13 protein-coding genes are annotated in these 18,526 nt (G+C 47.4%); 6 read left to right on the forward strand and 7 right to left on the reverse strand.

The window, feature by feature from the left end:
- Positions 1–12: 12 nt before the first annotated feature.
- On the reverse strand, positions 13–1,164 hold the full coding sequence (locus IEY34_RS17830) for an SPFH domain-containing protein (RefSeq protein ID WP_189013596.1): 1,152 nt from the start codon (positions 1,162–1,164) through the stop codon (positions 13–15).
- Between the two features lie 240 nt (positions 1,165–1,404).
- Here IEY34_RS17830 and IEY34_RS17835 point away from each other — a divergent pair, with 240 nt between their 5' ends.
- Positions 1,405–1,719, forward strand: coding sequence for an acetyl-CoA acetyltransferase (locus tag IEY34_RS17835; RefSeq protein ID WP_189013599.1), 315 nt, complete (start codon positions 1,405–1,407; stop codon positions 1,717–1,719).
- A 156-nt stretch (positions 1,720–1,875) separates the two neighbouring features.
- Positions 1,876–4,146, forward strand: a complete 2,271-nt coding sequence (gene metE / locus IEY34_RS17840; RefSeq protein WP_189013601.1) for a 5-methyltetrahydropteroyltriglutamate--homocysteine S-methyltransferase — start codon at positions 1,876–1,878, stop codon at positions 4,144–4,146.
- Positions 4,147–4,169: 23 nt separating this feature from the next.
- Here metE and IEY34_RS17845 read toward each other — a convergent pair whose 3' ends face one another.
- Together IEY34_RS17845 and IEY34_RS17850 are read right to left on the reverse strand one after the other, a co-directional pair.
- Positions 4,170–5,111: a LysR family transcriptional regulator gene (locus IEY34_RS17845; protein WP_189013603.1), complete on the reverse strand. Its 942-nt coding sequence runs from the start codon at positions 5,109–5,111 to the stop codon at positions 4,170–4,172.
- A 171-nt stretch (positions 5,112–5,282) separates the two neighbouring features.
- Complete coding sequence (locus IEY34_RS17850) at positions 5,283–6,254, reverse strand: aldo/keto reductase (protein ID WP_189013605.1); 972 nt, start codon at positions 6,252–6,254, stop codon at positions 5,283–5,285.
- Between the two features lie 165 nt (positions 6,255–6,419).
- Between IEY34_RS17850 and IEY34_RS17855 the strand changes: the two genes are divergently transcribed.
- From IEY34_RS17855 to IEY34_RS17865, 3 genes are all read left to right on the forward strand, one after another.
- Complete coding sequence (locus IEY34_RS17855; protein ID WP_189013607.1) at positions 6,420–6,857, forward strand: MarR family winged helix-turn-helix transcriptional regulator; 438 nt, start codon at positions 6,420–6,422, stop codon at positions 6,855–6,857.
- Between the two features lie 313 nt (positions 6,858–7,170).
- The gene (locus IEY34_RS17860) at positions 7,171–8,406 is read left to right on the forward strand and encodes a CynX/NimT family MFS transporter (RefSeq protein ID WP_189013609.1); all 1,236 of its coding nucleotides are present in this window, start codon (positions 7,171–7,173) and stop codon (positions 8,404–8,406) included.
- A gap of 170 nt (positions 8,407–8,576) precedes the next feature.
- Positions 8,577–9,347, forward strand: a complete 771-nt coding sequence (locus IEY34_RS17865) for an ANT(4')-I family aminoglycoside nucleotidyltransferase (RefSeq protein ID WP_189013611.1) — start codon at positions 8,577–8,579, stop codon at positions 9,345–9,347.
- A 69-nt stretch (positions 9,348–9,416) separates the two neighbouring features.
- Here the strand turns inward: IEY34_RS17865 and rpoN are convergent, their stop codons facing one another.
- From rpoN to adh, 3 genes are all read right to left on the reverse strand, one after another.
- A complete protein-coding gene (rpoN, locus tag IEY34_RS17870; RefSeq protein WP_189013613.1) occupies positions 9,417–10,724 on the reverse strand; it encodes an RNA polymerase factor sigma-54 in 1,308 nt (435 codons plus the stop codon).
- Positions 10,725–10,866: 142 nt separating this feature from the next.
- Positions 10,867–11,232 carry a DUF779 domain-containing protein gene (locus tag IEY34_RS17875; RefSeq protein ID WP_189013615.1) on the reverse strand — a complete coding sequence of 122 codons (366 nt, stop codon included), beginning with the start codon at positions 11,230–11,232 and terminating at the stop codon, positions 10,867–10,869.
- Between the two features lie 15 nt (positions 11,233–11,247).
- A complete protein-coding gene (adh, locus tag IEY34_RS17880) occupies positions 11,248–12,768 on the reverse strand; it encodes an aldehyde dehydrogenase (RefSeq protein ID WP_189013617.1) in 1,521 nt (506 codons plus the stop codon).
- A gap of 227 nt (positions 12,769–12,995) precedes the next feature.
- On the opposite strand from adh, the gene IEY34_RS17885 reads away from it, so the two are divergent.
- Positions 12,996–14,756, forward strand: coding sequence for a sigma-54-dependent Fis family transcriptional regulator (locus tag IEY34_RS17885; RefSeq protein WP_229757706.1), 1,761 nt, complete (start codon positions 12,996–12,998; stop codon positions 14,754–14,756).
- 88 nt (positions 14,757–14,844) lie between these two features.
- On the opposite strand, the gene IEY34_RS17890 is transcribed toward IEY34_RS17885, so the two are convergent.
- Entirely contained in the window at positions 14,845–18,291 is a 3,447-nt protein-coding gene (locus tag IEY34_RS17890; RefSeq protein WP_189013619.1) for an S-layer homology domain-containing protein, read from the reverse strand.
- Positions 18,292–18,526: the final 235 nt, after the last annotated feature.

Raw genomic sequence — 18,526 nt, forward strand, 5'->3', positions numbered from 1 at the left:
TCCACCCACTCCTTATACGAAAGATGTGCCGCATTCAGGGCAAAACCTCGAACCAGCCGTCAGTTCATGGCTACAACTTGGGCAGGAAATGATCCCGATGGCGGTTCCGCATTCTGAACAAAATTTAGCATTTTCTTTGTTCTCCGCGTTACATTTATAGCAGGGCTTGGTCGATTGCATTTTTTGTCCGCATTCCACACAAAATTTGGCGTCAGGTGAGTTAGCCGAACTGCAATGTTTGCAAGGAACATTCGTCTCTGGTGTTGGCACAGGCTGCCTGATCGTATTATTCGATATATTGGAAATTGCGCCTCCAAGTTGGCCCATCATTCCAAATCCTAAACCCAGTCCGATACCCGCATTAGCCATTCCTGAGGTACCCTCATTTTTCGAGAAATTACCCATAATCTCAAATTGTTTTTGCGTGGCATATCTAGCATCACCTAGAATATCAAACTCGGCTTTACGCTGGAGAATACCATTAATTACTTCCATATCTTCATCTGGAAAATTAATAGAATTGACCAAAAAGTTAACTAATTCTATCCCAAACGTTAAGAAACTATCCTTCATATCATCCATGCACATCTGTGCGATTTCTCTTTGTTTGGTACGGATATCTAGGACTGATACTTTTTTATCAATGATATATTGCGCTAGAATCGTATCAACGCTATTAAGGACAATCCCCTTGAAATTAGGCAGCAAGTTTTGAACCGTGATGGTCGTCCCACCCTTTTGCGTCCCTATAATTTGGGTTAGAAATAGGCTATAGTCATTCACTCTCATGGTGTACTGCCCATTAGCTCTTGCATTAATTCTTACCTGGTAAACCGGATCTATAATCTGAATTGGTGACTCCGTTCCCCACTTTAAATTCATATTCAATGTTGTATTTATATAATAGATTTCCGCCGTAAAAGGAGTTTCATTACCAAATGGCAAATTTATCAGTCGGTTTAGCAAGGGGATGTTCCCCGTTGATAAGGTATGAGTACCGGGCCCAAATAAATCCAGCGCTCTTCCCTCTTTGACGAATATAGCAAGCTGGCCTTCACCGACGACAAGCTGCGCACCCAGGGTTAAATCTTCACTAGGATATTTGTACACCAACCAATTCCCGTCTGCAGCTCCATCATATTTAATTCTATCAATTAGTGCCAAGCTAACCACCCCAATAATCAGCAAAATTTAACAAAAAGCAACAAATTTATACTATCATAATAACTACTAAAGTACCAGATTATAACAATAGATATCCATAGAACACGCCCTGCATTTTACAAAAAAAGCCGCGCAGCAAGATGCAGCCGCCTCTGCGAAGTCATACGGCCGATATAGGCACATTCGAGTAGGCATTTTCATACGATGGATGCAAGACCATAACATTCGGAGGGATATTAGATGAATAATCACTCGATTTATTCGCAACAAACCATGTATCAAGCCGATCCTGCTTTCATACAATCACTGAGTCGTACGCAACAACAATTGTTTGACGTAGGCAGCCAATGCTCGAACCGCCCTGTTCGCATCCAGATGATGAACGGACAGATTCATGAAGGCACCATTGCCCATATGGATGATGGCCATCTATATTTACGTGTCTCGAATCAAGACGCCCGCGGATTTTTTAATCCATGGACGCCATCTCCTGTAAACAACGATATCATTTTGCCCCTGGTACTTTACAATTTGCTCGTTATTTCGCTGTTGTAAACTTACTCTCCATTCCAAAAAGGCATCCTGCTATCGGTAGAGAATGCCTTTTCCCATATAAAAAAACTATACCCTGACATAGTATTTATGTATTTCTCGATAGCAAGCCCTCTACCCTATAATTAGATCAAAATGAAGCATAGGGAGCTGTTAGCATTGAAAACATCCATTATTGGCTATCCAAGGGTCGGAACATTACGGGAGCTTAAATTCGCATCCGAGAAATACTTTAAGGGCGAGATTGCGATTGCTGAGCTGCACCAAACAGGCGCCAACCTCCGAGCGGCACACTGGAAGATCCAACAAGAGAACGGTATCGATTTCATTCCTTCTAATGACTTTTCCTTCTATGACAGTTTGCTTGATACAGCTTGTTTGTTAAATATCGTTCCAGATCGTTATCAAGCGCTAGGTCTCAACCCGTTAGAAACGTATTTTGCTATGGCTAGGGGCTATCAAGGCGAACAAGGCGACGTTAAAGCATTAGCGATGAAAAAATGGTTTAACACGAATTATCACTATATGGTTCCTGAAATTGATGATTCTACTACCCTTCGATTAGCAGGAACGAAGCTGTTCGATGAGTTCTTAGAGGCTAAGCAACAGAATATTGTAACGAAACCCGTTCTGATTGGGCCCTTTACCCTACTCAAGCTTGCCAAATATAAGGGTGCCAAACAAGCCGCTGACTTCGTCGGTCAAGCTGCTGAGGCGTACGCGGTTATACTTAAACAATTGAATGAGTTAGGCGCAGAGTGGATTCAACTGGACGAGCCTGGATTGGTAACGGATTTATCCCAAGAGGATATCGGGTTATTCTCCAAACTATATACACAAATTCTTTCCTCCAAAGGGAATGTAAAAGTTCTCGTTCAAACGTACTTTGGTGACATTCGCGACTGCTATCCAACGCTTCAAGCCCTTCCGTTCGACGGGATCGGCCTTGATTTCGTTGAAGGTACACAATCTTTAGCGCTCGTACAGCAATATGGATTTTCGGACGATAAAGTGCTGTTTGCTGGCCTAGTGAACGGTAAAAACATTTGGAAAAATCAATACAAACGTACGCTTGGACTTATTCATGAACTAAAAGTGCATGTAAAGAACATCGTGCTTAGCTCTTCCTGCTCGCTTCTGCATGTGCCTTACACTTTACAGCATGAAACGAAATTAGCGAATGAGTCTAAACGCTACTTGGCATTCGCAGAGGAGAAGCTTCAAGAATTCGCACAACTCAAAGCGATCGGAGCTCAAGCAGACCCTTATTCTAGTGCGCTATATTTGCAAAATGAGGAGCTGTTCAACAGCGCCCGGTTTACGAATAATGAGGCTGTACAAGCAAAGGTAGCGGCATTGACAGAGGCTGACTTTACAAGATTGCCTGCCTTCAATGAACGAGAAGCGATTCAGAAATCCAAATTCCAGTTGCCGCTGCTGCCGACTACAACCATCGGCTCGTTCCCACAGACAGCCGAAGTTCGGGCAAATCGCTTTTCCTTTAAGAATGGCTCCATAACCGAGGAGCAGTACAAGCAGTTTAACTTTGAGAAAATTGCGGCGTGCATCGCGCTCCAAGAAGAGATTGGTCTTGATGTTCTCGTTCATGGCGAATTTGAACGCAATGATATGGTTGAATACTTTGGCGAGAGCTTGGATGGATTTATGTTCACAGAAAAAGCGTGGGTGCAATCCTATGGAACAAGATGCGTGAAGCCGCCGATTGTATGGGGAGACATTTCCCGTTCCAAACCAATGACTGTCGAATATTCCGCATATGCCAAAAGTCTGACTAGCAAACCGATTAAAGGGATGCTAACAGGCCCGGTAACGATTCTGAACTGGTCCTTCCCCCGTGAAGATATTAGCCTGAAGGATAGTGCCTTCCAGATTGCTCTGGCCATTCGGGACGAAGTATTGGATCTAGAAGCGAATCAAATTGAAATCATCCAAATCGATGAAGCTGCATTAAGAGAAAAGCTGCCATTAAGGAAATCAGATTGGCAGAGCGAGTATCTGAGCTGGGCAATACCTTCTTTCCGATTGGTGCATAGCGGTGTCCAGGCCGAAACTCAAATTCATACGCACATGTGCTACAGCCAGTTCAGCGATATTATTCGCGATATTGATGCCATGGATGCCGACGTCATTACGTTCGAAGCCTCCAGATCAGACCTTGCGATTATTGATGTGATTAATCAATGCGGGTTCCAAACAGAGGTCGGTCCAGGGGTATACGATATCCATTCCCCGCGTATTCCGAGTGTGGAGGAAATCAAGCTGGGACTGCACCGCATGTTGGAGAAAATCGATATCGCGAAGTTGTGGGTCAATCCCGATTGCGGACTTAAAACGCGCGGCGAAAAAGAGACTTGGGCTAGTCTAAAACAGTTGGTTCAAGCTACGAAAGAAGTAAGAGAAACGCTGTAACAACGAACAGCAAGAGGAGGAGCTCATTTGAGTTCCTCCTCTTGGCTTATAATCGTATAACCAAAATCTGAAATTACACTCTTCAGCTTGCGAACATAGTCGGCAGCAAGCAGGCTCAAATTGACTTTTTTATTCGTAATATATCCAATCTGCATATTCTCATCCGTACGCAAGCGGACCGATTTAATCTGCTCCCCATTCAAGTCCGAATTCAGCACACCGGAGCTAATCGTATAACCATTCAACCCAATGAGGAGATTGAATAATGTTGCACGATCACTGACCAATATTTTCTTCTTATACGTTCTTGTGCTTAAGATTTCCTCTGAGAAGTAGAAAGAATTGTACTCTCCTTGCTCAAAGGCTAGACACGGGAATTCATCTAAGTCCTCAATGTCCAGAATCGACTTAGCAGCAAGTGGATGCTCCGAGCTAATAAAAACATGCGGTTCAGCCACAAAGAGCGGGTGGAATTGAAGGTCATTTTCTTTCAGCATTTTCTGTATAACCTTCTGATTGAAGTCATTGAGATATAGAATGCCAAGTTCGCTGCGCATATTGCGCACGTCTTCGATAATTTCATGCGTCCTCGTCTCGCGCAGCGTACACTCATACTCGTTCGTATTCAAGTCTTTCAATAGACTGACAAAGGCTTGCACCGAAAAAGCATAATGCTGCGTGGATATAGAACATAGCTTTTTAGACGGTTTTTTATTCATATATCTTTGCTCAAGAAGTTCTGCTTGTTCTACTACTTGCCGAGCATAAGATAGAAATTCAGCCCCTTCATTCGACAGCGCAATCCCCTTAGATGAACGCAGGAAAATTTCAATGCCAATTTCCTGCTCCATTTCTTTTACTGCGCTAGATAGGCTTGGCTGCGATATGAAAAGCTGCTTAGCAGCCTCACTTATAGAACCGCAATTCACGATCGTTAAAATATATTTTAATTGCTGCAGTGTCATAATAATCAGTCCTTAGGAAAAATTACTTATTACGTACAGTGTAGCATATTCTGCTTTAAAAAAAGCCCCTTAAAGGGGCCTTTTACCATTTCAATATCGTCCACTTGCGCTTTGACTTACTTTAATATTGTTCCAACTCGGGCTCTAAGCAAAACAGCTTTCGCGTCCAATTTATACCAATGGATGTGGTACATACAATTCTTCCAAACTCTTGATTTCTTCAGGTGTTAATTTGACCGACAATGCCAAAACCGAATCTTCGAGATGGCTGATTTTGGTCGACCCGATTATCGGGGCTGTGACTTCGTCTTTTTGCAGCAACCATGCAAGAGCAATCTGTGCGCGTGGAATTCCTCGGTTAGCGGCAACTTCCGCAACTCGTTCCGCTACTTTGCGATCAGCCTCTTCCGTTTTAATAAACAATGCCTTTGCTACCTGGTCATTCTCGGATCGCGAGGTCTGCTCACTCCAATCCCTTGTTAACCTACCTGCAGCCAAAGGTAGATAAGGCGTGACGCCAACTCCCTCGTCTTGGCAAAGGGGGAGCATTTCTCTTTCTTCTTCCCGATAGAGCAAGTTAAGTCTATTTTCCATGGAAACGAATCGTGTCCAGCCATTGCGTTCTGCGACATGCTGAGCTTTCGCAAACTGCCATGCCAGCATGGAGGATGCTCCGATGTATCTGACCTTGCCTACCTTGACTAAATCGTGAAGAGCCTCCATTGTCTCCTCTATTGGCGTATTAGGATCCCAACGATGGATCTGGTACAAGTCAACGTAGTCTGTCCCAAGCCGTCTCAGACTATTATCAATTTCGGTCATGATGGCTTTGCGGGAAAGACCTAATGTATTCGGGCCTTTGCGCATTGGAACAAATACTTTTGTACTGATGATGACTTCGTCTCGACGAGAAAAATCTTTTAAAGCACGCCCGAGAATTTCTTCACTTGTTCCGTCGGAATACATATTAGCACTACTAAAAAAGTTAAAGCCCAATTCGAGTGCCTTTTTAATAATCGGTCTGCTCTGCTCTTCATTCAGCGACCATGGGGTATTGCCGCGTTCAGGTACACCAAAGCTCATGGTTCCAAGGCTTAACTTTGAAACCTCTAATCCGCTACGTCCAAGTTTTACATATTCCACTTTATAACACACTCCTTAAGCATATTTGGAAGGTATCCTCACCTTCAGGTTATCAAGGTTGACGTGTCAACCTTAGGTTTATAGAATCGCCTTTAGGTTGACACATCAACCTGTAAGCACTTTATCACCTTGCGGTTGACATGTCAACCGTGATATTATACGTTTATGGATATAAACGAACTGAACGATGATGAAATGCGAATATGGCATATGTGGAAAGGCTCCTTTAATCGAATCTTCGGTCGCGTTGTGAAAGAGATGTCTGAACACACGGGACTATCAGAGGGGGATTTTGGAGTCTTAGATCGGTTAGTCCAATTCGGGGGCGGTAAACTTCGGCAACAGGAATTAGCTGACTCGATGGACTGGGATAAGAGCAGATTATCCCATCATTTAACGCGGATGGAGAAACGGGATCTTATTAGGAGGAAACCATTAGACGCTGATCGCGGCGTTCAGGTCATCATTACTTCTGTGGGACAATCAGCTTTGGATCAGGCCCTTCCTGTCGTCTCAAAGGCAATACGCAAGCATTTTCTGGATCAATTAACCAATCAAGATATTGAGTCGATTACGCAGCTGGCGGAAAGAACGAAAAAATGATCTTAACTCCGGTAGTGACCTGTTGAGGGGAATATCGAACGTGGCGAGACAACGAATAGCGAAACAGTGCTCCATATATCCTTAAAGTATGGTTTCTATAAGTCGAAAATCCCACTTCTTACATACAACTCCGAATCCCATAACGGGAATTTAGAGTTGTATTTTTTCGCGAATTTTAATATATCATAAAATACTTATTGTCAAAAATAATATATTACAATATACTTTTATTGTTCGATCGGATATTATTTTATACTTTTTCAATCAGCAAGAAACAATTACTACGCATGAATTCAGGAAGGAGAAATGAAGAATGCCGAACAAACAAAATAAAAAAGCCGTACCAACCTCTATAGGGCTGATAATTCTCGGCATTATTGTTATTGCAGCTAATTTACGTGCTCCCTTAACCTCAGTCGGTCCTTTAGTGGGTCTTATCAGGGATGACGTTCGTATTTCAAATACATTAGCAGGCCTGATAACAACGGTACCTTTGCTTGCCTTTGCTTTATTATCGCCACTAGTACCAAAATTAGGACGAAGGTATGGGGTTGAACGTATCATTTTGATTGCCCTAATCTTTCTGACTGTTGGCATTGTAATACGTTCTTTATCTGGCGCTGCTAATCTGTATATGGGGACAGCCATTCTTGGATTCGCAATTGCCGTATGTAATGTATTATTGCCAAGTTTAATCAAAAGGGATTTCCCCAATCAAATTGGCTCCATGATCGGTGTTTACTCGATTTCAATGAGTTTATTTGGAGCAATCGCATCGGGACTTAGTGTACCGCTGGCCGTGAACGCAGGTCTAAAATGGCAGGGAGCATTGGGAATATGGGGGATTCTAAGCTTTGTGTCGATCCTCTGTTGGTTACCCCAATTAAGAAATCAAACGAAACAAATAACCACGACGAGTCAGCAGATGGCCAGCAACGATGTGAATGTTTGGCGATCCCCTCTTGCCTGGCAAGTAACCTTGTTTATGGGTATACAGTCCTTGGTTTTCTATGTGTTGATCGCATGGCTGCCTGAAATTTTAAAGCAGCAAGGAATTGACTCCAACCAATCAGGATGGTACCTCTCGATCATGCAGTTAGCTCTGCTTCCATTTACCTTTATTGTCCCCGTTATTGCTGGGCGCATGTCTAGCCAACGTTTGTTAGTGGTCATCACAACCATTTTGCTATTGACGGGAACGCTCGGACTTCTATACGGAAGCTCCACTATCCTTCTGTTGTGGATTATTATACTCGGAATCGGCGGAGGCTGCGCCTTTAGTTTGTCCATGATGTTTTTCGGTTTACGTACTGAAAATGCGCATCAAGCAGCGGAACTGTCTGGCATGGCGCAATCGATCGGATATCTTCTTGCCGCAATCGGTCCTGCCCTTATTGGATTTCTGCATGATACGACAAATAGTTGGAACCTGCCACTTTTCATTCTGCTCGGCGCTTCGGTCTTACTCTTTCTAGTTGGTATAGGAGCAGCAAGAAACCGTTTTGTAGGCAGCCGAAATAGTTACGAGCTGCCGCGGAAAGGACGTTAGACGCCACTCCACATCTTGCGAAAACAGATAATTTTGGATACAATTTCCATAAGAAACCATTGTGGGAGGAAATCAAATGCATCCAAAAAAAGTCCCCCGTTAAGCCCGAGGTCCTCCATCCATGTGTTAGTGAATATTCATCCAAATCAATCAAAGGGAGATGCACACTAATGCACATGAATGGACCTGTAAATATTTCTCGAAACGAAAGACTTGAAGCCTGCCACGAAATTGCTTCGAGATTACACGAGGTGTACGGAGAAAAAGTCCTTGCCATCGGAGTCTACGGTTCTATTTCCAGAGGTACAGACGGCCCTTTCTCAGATATTGAGATGTTTTGCGTACTATGTGAATCAAGCGAATCCGTCGATTTTAGCTATGAATGGTCGGCGGGGCCTTGGAAAGCAGAAGTCGAGGTTTGTAGTGCGGATGTTCTCTTTAAAACCGCCGCTACTGTTGAAGGAAGTTGGCCATTGACGCATGGGCCATTCTTTTCTCAACTTAGCCTGTATGATCCTCAAGGATTTTTCCCAAAATTGAAGGAAACTGCCCAATCACCAACAAGCGAAGATTTCCGGTGTTCGATCAATGAAGTCCTTGTAGGGGAAATGTACGAATTTGTTGGGAAACTTAGAAATGTCAGTATAAATGGCCCACACAGCTACTTGCCATACTTGGCAATGGAGTTTGCCCAATACGGAGCTATGCTAGTTGGATTACACCACCAGAAACTCTTCTCGACTGGCTCAATGGTTCTTCCAGAGGCATTAGAACTGCCTAGTCGTCCAGAAGGATTTGATAATGTTGTACGAATAGTTATGTCTGGTGAGTTAGCAGAACCTTCAAAGATCATTTCAGCTTGTGAAGATTTCTGGAGTGGTCTTGTGAAGTGGGCAGCCGAACATGACTACGTAATAAGTACAAAACGTATCCCATTTTGACCGGCAAATAGGCCAAAGACCCCTTTCGTGAGGGGTCTTTTACTTTTCTTCTGGAGGGAGGAAGAACGCTTACGCATTGAAAGGTTCTCGTCTTCTCCTCCTCATAGAAGGCTGCAAGTTCATTTGCTCTCTATACTTGGTCACCGTTCTACGCGAGATCAGTAACCCGTCGCTTGTCAAAAGGGATGCGATTTGTTGATCGGATAACGGCGAAGCTGGCTTCTCTGATGAGATCCATTCCCGAATTCGCTCCTTGATGTAGATCGCCGAAACCGTTGTTCCGTCAGCCTGTTTAATAGAGGACGAGAAGAAATGCTTAAGCTCAAAAAGTCCCCACGGCGTTCGAATATACTTATGGCTAACCGTGCGGCTAATTGTTGATTCATGCACGCGCAGCGCTTCGGCAACCTGCTTCATGGACATCGGCTGAATAAAAGAGGAGCCTTTCTCGCAAAACCCCGCCTGCAGCTGGAAAATAACGCCGGCCACCTTCAGCAGCGTCACCTTTCTTCGCTCAATACTGTCGATCAGCCCTTTCGCCGCTTGCCAGTTTCTCTTCAAATAGAGGTGGACATCCCTTGAGGCTATCTGCTCCATCAGGTTAAAGTAGGAACCACTTAGAGTGATGGCTGGCAGAAAACCGCTCTCAAGGAACACTTCGTACTTCCCTTCAACCTGCTTAAGCTGAAGATCAGCTATGATATAAGGCGTCTTCCCCCTGCTATATAAAGCCCCTGGCTTGGGATTGAGTGAGCTTATTTTCTGTAAGGCTGCTTTAATTTCCGCAAGGTCTGTTTCGTACTTCTCCGCTAGCTGTCGGAACCTTCCTTCTGCAATGCTAAGCAAATCATGCTGGACTAGGTTACAAACTAAGGGATCTCCCTCCAGCTCCTGCCGCAATTGAAGAATGAGGCACTCCGCTAATGTCGAAGCCCCCACACCATACGGCTCAAAGCCTTGTACGACGCCGACGGCCTCACGCACCTGACTTGAAGAAGCGCCCTTAAACGCAGAGATTTCTTCTATAGAATGGAGGAGATAGCCCTTATCGTCCAGATTGCCGATGATCCATTTGCACAGAGCTAGGACAGCGCGATCAAGCTTCATGTAGGTGAGCTGCTCAAGCAATACCGATTCTAAAGTTGCCTCGCTTGAAAGATCAACATTGAACCACCAGTCTTGCTCAGAGCTGCTTGCATGACGCATTGCGGGGATATCCTTAACGGGTTGAAGCTCTATAAAAGGATTATCCATCGATTTCTGCTTAATAAATTCATTCAAATCCAAGGAGGACATATGCAGGATTTCCATAGACTGCCGCATCTGGGGCGTAAGGAGCAGCTTTTGTTCCTGCTCAGCGGTCAATAAGATTTCCATATGCATTCTCCTCCTTGGTTTTTGATTGCAAACGCTTAACACTATTATATGCACTGGTTTCTAACAGAAGCTATAAGAAAATAAACCCTGCTCACTTCGCCATGGAAGGAAACAGGGAACTTGATCCTTGCAAATAAAAAGCTTAGAGACCCAGCACACGCCGCTCCTCATCCGTGAACATCCTCGAGCGAGTCAGAAAACGCTGGCCTTCGGGCCCTTCAAGCGAGAACATCCCACCTCTGCCAGGCACCACATCGATGATGAGCTGCGTATTTCGCCAATATTCGTATTGGGCCTTGCTCATGTAGAAGGGTGCATCCCCTATGTCCCCTAGCCATACGTCGCTGTCGCCGATCAGAAACTCCCCTTGCGCGTAACACATCGGAGAGCTGCCATCGCAACAGCCCCCGGATTGATGGAACATGACGGGGCCATGCTTCATCTTTACCTTTTCGATTAGCGCTAGCGCGGTATCGGTAGCAATAACCTTGCTCACTTCCGTCGTCATCGTATGGCTCTCCCCTTAGAAGAAGCCAAGAGCGTCAGGGCTGTAGCTGACGAGCAGATTTTTCGTTTGCTGGTAATGCGAGAGCATCATCTTGTGATTCTCGCGGCCAATACCTGAGGTCTTATAGCCACCGAAGGCAGCATGAGCAGGATAAGCATGGTAGCAGTTCGTCCATACGCGACCAGCTTGAATGCCGCGCCCCATCCGGTAGGCCGTGTTCATATCGCGCGTCCATACGCCGGATCCAAGTCCATAGAGCGTGTCATTAGCGATCGACAATGCCTCCTCCTGATCCTTGAACGTCGTGACGGAGAGGATAGGTCCGAATATCTCCTCCTGGAAAATTCTCATTTTGTTGTGACCCTTCAGAACAGTTGGCTGAATATAGTAGCCTTCAGACAGATCACCCTCAACCGTCGCCCGTTGACCGCCAATTAAGCATTCCGCGCCTTCTTGCCCGCCAATATCGATATAGCTCATAATTTTCTCAACCTGCTCGGTAGAGGCCTGAGCCCCAATCATCGTTTCCGTATCGAGAGGGTTGCCCTGTTTGATCGCCGCGACGCGTTTTAAGGCTCTTTCCATAAATTGATCATAGATCGATTCCTGAATCAACGCGCGAGACGGGCTGGTGCAGACTTCTCCTTGATTCAAGGCGAACATGGCAAAGCCTTCGAGTGCTTTATTGAAGAAAGCGTCATCGCGCGCAACCACATCTTCGAAGAAAATATTCGGTGACTTTCCACCCAGCTCCAAGGTGACCGGTATTAGGTTTTGCGAAGCATACTGCATAATTAAACGACCTGTCGTTGTCTCGCCGGTGAAGGCGATCTTCGAAATCCGGGTACTCGAGGCAAGCGGCTTGCCGGCTTCAAGTCCGAAACCGTTGACGATATTGAGCACACCCGGGGGCAGCAAATCTTGGATAAGCTCCATCAGCACCAGAATGGATGCCGGCGTCTGCTCAGCGGGCTTCAGGACGATTGCATTTCCGGCCGCAAGAGCCGGAGCAAGCTTCCATGTCGCCATCAGCAATGGGAAGTTCCACGGTATAATCTGACCGACGACGCCCAGCGGCTCATGGAAATGGTACGCCACCATATGATCATCCAACTGGCTGAGCGATCCTTCCTGGGCGCGAATACTTCCTGCAAAATAGCGGAAGTGATCGATCGCCAGCGGCAGGTCAGCTGCGAGCGTTTCCCGAACCGGCTTGCCGTTATCCCAGGTTTCGGCCACCGCCAGCATTTCCAAATTAGCTTCCATGCGATCAGCAATTTTGTTCAGCATAACAGCACGCTCCGCAACCGACGTACGGCCCCATGCGTCCTTCGCAGCATGCGCCGCATCTAAGGCAAGCTCGATATCCTCGGATGTAGATCGGGGAACCTCGCAAAAAATGCGGTTATTAACAGGAGACGGATTCTCGAAGTATTCACCCTTAACAGGCGCGACCCACTGTCCACCGATAAAGTTTTCGTAGCGTTTTTTGAATGTAACCTTTGATCCGTTTTGTCCAGGTTGTGCATAAATCATAAAGCTCAGCCTCCTTAAAATGGATTACATTAAATATATAAGCAAGAATCGTGCCAACTTATTGAATGCCGTTATATCGGGCTATATTGGAAGCGCTCTATTTCGATTGTCCCATTCTGATACAATAAAAGTGTTCCATTTCGGAACATTCTATTTCCACTTCTCCACTAATATAAGCGACTATGGTATGATCGGGTTAGGATACCGTTTACAGTGGAGGTGATCTTGTGCTACCCATAGAAAATAACTTTCTATCCGAAGCAGCGTCATTATCTTGGAAGCGCTGTCACGAACTTGGTTTAAAGCCAAATGACCCTGTTGATGATGACATCTTAACAGGAAGCCACATACACACTTTATTAAGACAGAACGAGCAAACCATATATTACGCGGATCAAATATTCGAGCAAATGAACGTCGGCATCAAGCAATCCGGCCAGATGGCGCTGCTTATCGATTCGGAAGGGACCATCATTCACACAGTCGGCGATATCGATTTCTCTCGCCGTGCGTTAGCGGTTCAACTGCAGGTGGGAGCCAATTGGGCTGAGAGAAGAAAGGGAACGAATGCCATTGGAGTCGCCCTCGCTGACAAAAAGCCTGTACGCGTACATGCCGAAGAGCATTATTTCAGCTCCAATCGCTTCTTGACCTGCGCCTCCGCTCCCATCTTCAACTCCACCGGCGAGCTGATCGGCGTCATCAATATTAGCGGCAAACAGGAGCATTACCACGCGTATACCTCTACGCTTGCGTGCATGGCCGCATTTTCCCTCCAAAACAAAATTCTGCTGGAGGAGTCAAAGAAAGAGCATCTCATTACCCTAAGAGAACTCGAGCATACCTCATTAAATCATCCTTTGCCGCTGCTCTCTCTCAGCCAGGATAACCGAATCCTTCGTGCCAACAATGCGGCCATCCGCATCGTTGGCAGTGACGCGATCGGCAAGGAGCTTACGAAGCTGGACGGCTTCTCGGTAGAAACCATTCATAATGAGCATCCGAAGTTATGGCAGTCCGTCTCCGTTGCAAAGCAGACTACAAACGGGCAGCGTTTGTACACATTTAGCGATATCGTCGGGACATGTCCTACGATCATCCAGAAGATTGAGCTTGCACAGAAGGCGGCCGTGACCGACTTCCCTGTCTTATTGCTGGGCGAAAGCGGCGTGGGGAAGGAACTATTCGCACAATCCATTCATACCGCAAGCCCCCGATCGGCAGAGCCGTTCATCGCACTGAATTGCAGTGCCATTCCGGACAGCCTGATCGAGAGCGAATTGTTCGGATACGCTCGCGGCGCATTCACCGGAGCGAACAAGGACGGCAATGCCGGCAAATTCGAGGCCGCGCACAAGGGCACTATTTTCTTGGATGAAATAGGCGACATGCCTCTTCGAGCTCAAGCTGCTTTATTAAGAGTGCTCCAGGAAGGCACGATTACACCGATTGGAAGCTCGAAGAGCAAGACCATTGATGCGAGAGTCGTTGCGGCAACGAATAAGGACTTGCCCGCAGAGGTGAAGGCTGGCCGATTCCGCGCCGATCTGTATTACCGGCTGAAGGGTATACACCTTACGCTGCCGGCATTACGGGAGAGAAGCGATATTCTGGCCTTAGCCGTTCATTTCCTCCAGAAGCAACCTTCCCCCTGTCCATTCCTAACGGAAAAAGCACAGCATAAGCTGTTAACTTACAGTTGGCCGGGCAATATAAGAGAGCTTAACGGCGTTCTTATGCAAGCGATCTTCCTAGCTGGAGAACAGGCAATTGACGCTGAGCATCTATCGTTAGAAGAACCCGAAGAAGCCGTGCAACCAAAGTCCAGCGAAGATCAGCCATTCACTTTGAAAGATGCGGAAATCACCACGATTAAGAAGGCGCTGAAGGCCTCGGAATGGAACCTCAGTAAGGCGGCCGGGCAACTCAGGATCGGAAGAACGACTTTATATCGTAAAATCGAGGAGTACGGCATTACGTTATTTTAACACAGACAAAAATCCACAAAATCCCACTGCGTCCATACACAAAAAGGCTGCCTTGAACATCACTTCAAGGTAGCCTTTTAACGTTTATTTATTTGTCTTTGATAGCCAGCATTCTCAGCATAACTGCAACTGCTTCTGCTCTTGTCAGCTTGTCATTGGGAGCAAAAGCATTGTCGCCTTTGCCCTTGATAATGCCCTGTGCTTCCATCGCCGCCACTTCGCCTTTGGCCCAGATCGGGATGAGCTTGTCGTCCGAGAATCCCGTTGAGGTCTTCGTTTCGACCGACTGACCCAACGCTCTGGCCAGCATCGCCGCCATCTCCGAGCGCGTGATTGCCATGTCAGGACGGATCGTTTCATCGTCAAAACCTTTCATAATGCCCGCATATACCGCTTGTGCGAGCGCCTTCTGCGCCCATGCGCCGATTTTCGCGTTGTCGCTGAACGTCAGATTCGCTCCGTCTTCTTGCGGCTTGAGCGCATTCATCAGCATGACCGCGAATTCCGCGCGCGTCACCGTATTATCCGGTTTAAACGTACCGTCCGGAAACCCGTTCACGATACCGGTGCTGGCCGCTTGATTGATGCTCGCCTCTGCCCAGTGTCCGGCGATATCCGTGAAATGAACGATCTGTGGCGTTTCCCCCGCAGAAGACGCGTTTCCGCCTACGGCGAATACCGCATACTTCGTGAAATGGTTGACTCTTACGCTAATGGTATTGCCATTCACATTGCCGCCGGCGACTTCCACCCAAGTCTTCTTCGACTCGTCATAATAGAATACGGCAGGCCGTTGGCCTTTTTGCAAAGCGTTCGAATTGAAAGTAAAAGTCAGGGTAATATCCTTGCTGAAGTTCTCTGGGAAATTTTTTAGAATTTCGAATACCGCACTGGCGATGATATCTTTACTTGTCAGCAGACCTTTCGTGTCCGTCAATCTTTGAATCGTGATATTCAAATCCTTCGCAGTAGCCCCGATAGGAATCTCGATTTTGACTTCGTCGTCCAAGCCTACATCGCCGGATTTTCCGGCAGACAACGTCAATTTACCATCTGTCGTCGAGGTATTTTCCGCTGGCGCGGACGATGGGCTTCCAGTTTCGCCCGTTGGTTGTACAGTCCACTTGGCGTACAGCGCCGTGTTCAACGTAATCGGCGTGCTGAAATCAAAGGCGTTCGTGAGACCGATATTACGGTACCATCCACTGAAGGTGTATCCACTTCTCGTTGGATCCGTTGGCTTGGTGGCCGTGCTGTTCGAACTCAATGTCTGACTGGTTACTGCCGAACCGCCGTTGCTATCAAAGCTGACCAACAGATTCACGGTCATTTTCGCCGTGCTGCTCGTGGTTGTGGCCATCTGCATCCCGTTGACACTGCCGTTCGTATTTGTCACGACGACGTAATAGTATGTCGTACCTGCGCTTGCCGTCGACGCCGCATACGTCGCGCTTGTTGCGCTGCTAATTAGCGTGCCGCCGCTATTGCTGTTCGTCGCGTTGCTGTACCACTGGTAGCTCAGCGTGCCGCCGTCGCTCATCGTCGCGGCAACGGATAGCGTCGGGCTCGTGTCGCCCACGTTCGCCGTTTGGTTCGACGGCTGCCCGCTGATGCTCGGCGATTCGGCGTTCACCAGCGTATTTACAGTTACCTTCGCTGGGGCGCTCGTGGTTGTGGCCGTCTGCGTTCCGGTCACGCTGACGTTCGTGTTCGTTACGACGACGTAATAGTAAGTTGTACCAGTGTTTGCCGTCGGAGCCGCATACGTCGCGCTTGTTGCGCTGCTAATTAGCATACCGCCGCTATTGCTGTTCGTCGTGTTGCTGTACCACTGGTAGCTCAGCGTGCCGCCGTCGCTGACCGTCGCGGATACGCTTAACGTCGGACTTGCAGCGCCTTGGGTTATCGTCTGATCCCCTGGCTGTGTCCCTATGCTTGGCGCCGCTGCATGTACCAACACATTGACGGTCACCTTGGCTGCATGGCTCGCTGCCGGCGCCGTCTGCATGCCGTTGACACCGTTGTTCGTGTTCGTCACCACGACGTAATAATACATTACGCCCGCGCTTGCCGTCGGAGCCGCATACGTCGCGCTTGTTGCGCTGCTAATCAGCGTACCGCCGCTATTGCTGTTGGTCGTGTTGCTGTACCACTGGTAGCTCAGCGTGCCGCCGTCGCTGACCGTCGCGGATACGCTTAACGTCGGACTTGCAGCGCCTTGGGTTACCGTCTGATCCCCTGGCTGCGTCCCTAGGCTTGGTGCCGCTGCATCTACCAGCGCATTCACGGTCACCTTGGCTGCATGGCTCGCCGCCGGCGCCGTCTGCATGCCGTTGACACCGTTGTTCGTGTTCGTCACCACGACGTAATAATACATTACGCCTGCGCTTGCCGTCGGAGCCGCATACGTCGCGCTTGTTGCGCTGCTAATCAGCGTGCCGCCGCTATTGCTGTTCGTCGTGTTGCTGTACCACTGGTAGCTCAGCGTGCCGCCGTCGCTTACCGTCGCGGATACGCTTAACGTCGGACTTGCAGCGCCTTGGGTTACCGTCTGATCCCCTGGCTGCGTCCCTATGCTTGGCACCGCTGCATCCGTTATCGCTTGTATCGTGCCTGATTGAATAATTTTTCCTTGTGCGCCTACCGCTACAAATGTATTATCACCGCCATAATCAACACCCCAAAGATTATTGGTGATACCTGATGTGCGGTTCGTCCAGGTCACACCGTCGATAGAAGACTTGATCTTCCCTCCTTGACCTACCAAAACAAACATACCGTTGCCATACGCAGCACGAAAGTATTCATAGCTAGGGAGTGGAAAGACACTTGGTGCATAGTTGCGAACCGTCCAGGTCACGCCATCGGGTGAAGTCATAATCAACTCATCTGCACCTGCCAACACAAACATGCCATTGCCATAGGCTAGAGCAAAAAGTTGCTCAGTTCTGTTAGACGTCCTCAGCGTCCAAGCCACTCCATCAGGAGAAGTTACGATTTTCCCACCGTCTCCTACTGCCACATACATACCATTACCGTAGGCTACACGTTGAAGATAATTGTATGGAATATTAGAAGTGCGGCTCGTCCACGTTACTGCGTCTGGCGATGTGTAAATAGCACCATTCTCACCTACAGCAACATACAGACCGTTGCCGTATGCGACATCACGGAAAACAGACGTGGTGCCCGATGTGCGCGTGGTCCAAGTGATTCCGTCCGGTGAGGTCGCAATTTTCCCGGACCAGCCCACAGCCACGAACTGACTGTTGGCGTAAATGACACTCGCCATATAGTCCGGGGCACTGCCTCGGTCTGTCCAGGTTACTGCGTCAGCAGAAGATAAGAAATTTGTGTTCACAACCGCCGCATACACACCATTGCCGTAAGCGACATCATAAATCAAACCCGACGTTCCGGAAGTTCGAGCGCTCCAGTTGTCCAAAGGATTTGCAGCAGATGCAGCTGCGACTTGAGGAAGCGCTCCAGCTATGAGGAGCATGGCCATAAGTAGAGAAAAAAATCGTTTTCGCATGTTGTCATCCCTTCTATCCATTTTCTTCTCCTACTATACCAATCCGATACTTATAACCGACTCAACATTCACTCAACAAAGTTCGACAAAGAAAAACGGCTTCGCCGCCCTGAGAGATCAGCCGCTTAGTAGCGACAAAACCTGTTAAGGGAACTAGAGGACGCTATATAGGCAAATAGCAGGGATGCTAGGGTATTAGCGGAACTACAGGGTCTTATTTCCACGAAAAACGCTG

This window comes from Paenibacillus marchantiophytorum (genome assembly GCF_014640555.1).
Taxonomy (GTDB): domain Bacteria; phylum Bacillota; class Bacilli; order Paenibacillales; family NBRC-103111; genus Paenibacillus_E; species Paenibacillus_E marchantiophytorum.

Excerpts from the sequence above, each read along its gene's own strand:
- IEY34_RS17835 (WP_189013599.1), top strand. The coding sequence starts at position 1,405 with ATGAATAATCACTCGATTTATTCGCAACAAACCATGTATCAAGCCGAT.
- IEY34_RS17845 (WP_189013603.1), bottom strand. The coding sequence starts at position 5,111 with ATGACACTGCAGCAATTAAAATATATTTTAACGATCGTGAATTGCGGT.
- IEY34_RS17855 (WP_189013607.1), top strand. The coding sequence starts at position 6,420 with ATGGATATAAACGAACTGAACGATGATGAAATGCGAATATGGCATATG.
- IEY34_RS17860 (WP_189013609.1), top strand. The coding sequence starts at position 7,171 with ATGCCGAACAAACAAAATAAAAAAGCCGTACCAACCTCTATAGGGCTG.
- IEY34_RS17865 (WP_189013611.1), top strand. The coding sequence starts at position 8,577 with ATGCACATGAATGGACCTGTAAATATTTCTCGAAACGAAAGACTTGAA.
- rpoN (WP_189013613.1), bottom strand. The coding sequence starts at position 10,724 with ATGGAAATCTTATTGACCGCTGAGCAGGAACAAAAGCTGCTCCTTACG.
- IEY34_RS17875 (WP_189013615.1), bottom strand. The coding sequence starts at position 11,232 with ATGACGACGGAAGTGAGCAAGGTTATTGCTACCGATACCGCGCTAGCG.
- adh (WP_189013617.1), bottom strand. The coding sequence starts at position 12,768 with ATGATTTATGCACAACCTGGACAAAACGGATCAAAGGTTACATTCAAA.
- IEY34_RS17890 (WP_189013619.1), bottom strand. The coding sequence starts at position 18,291 with ATGCGAAAACGATTTTTTTCTCTACTTATGGCCATGCTCCTCATAGCT.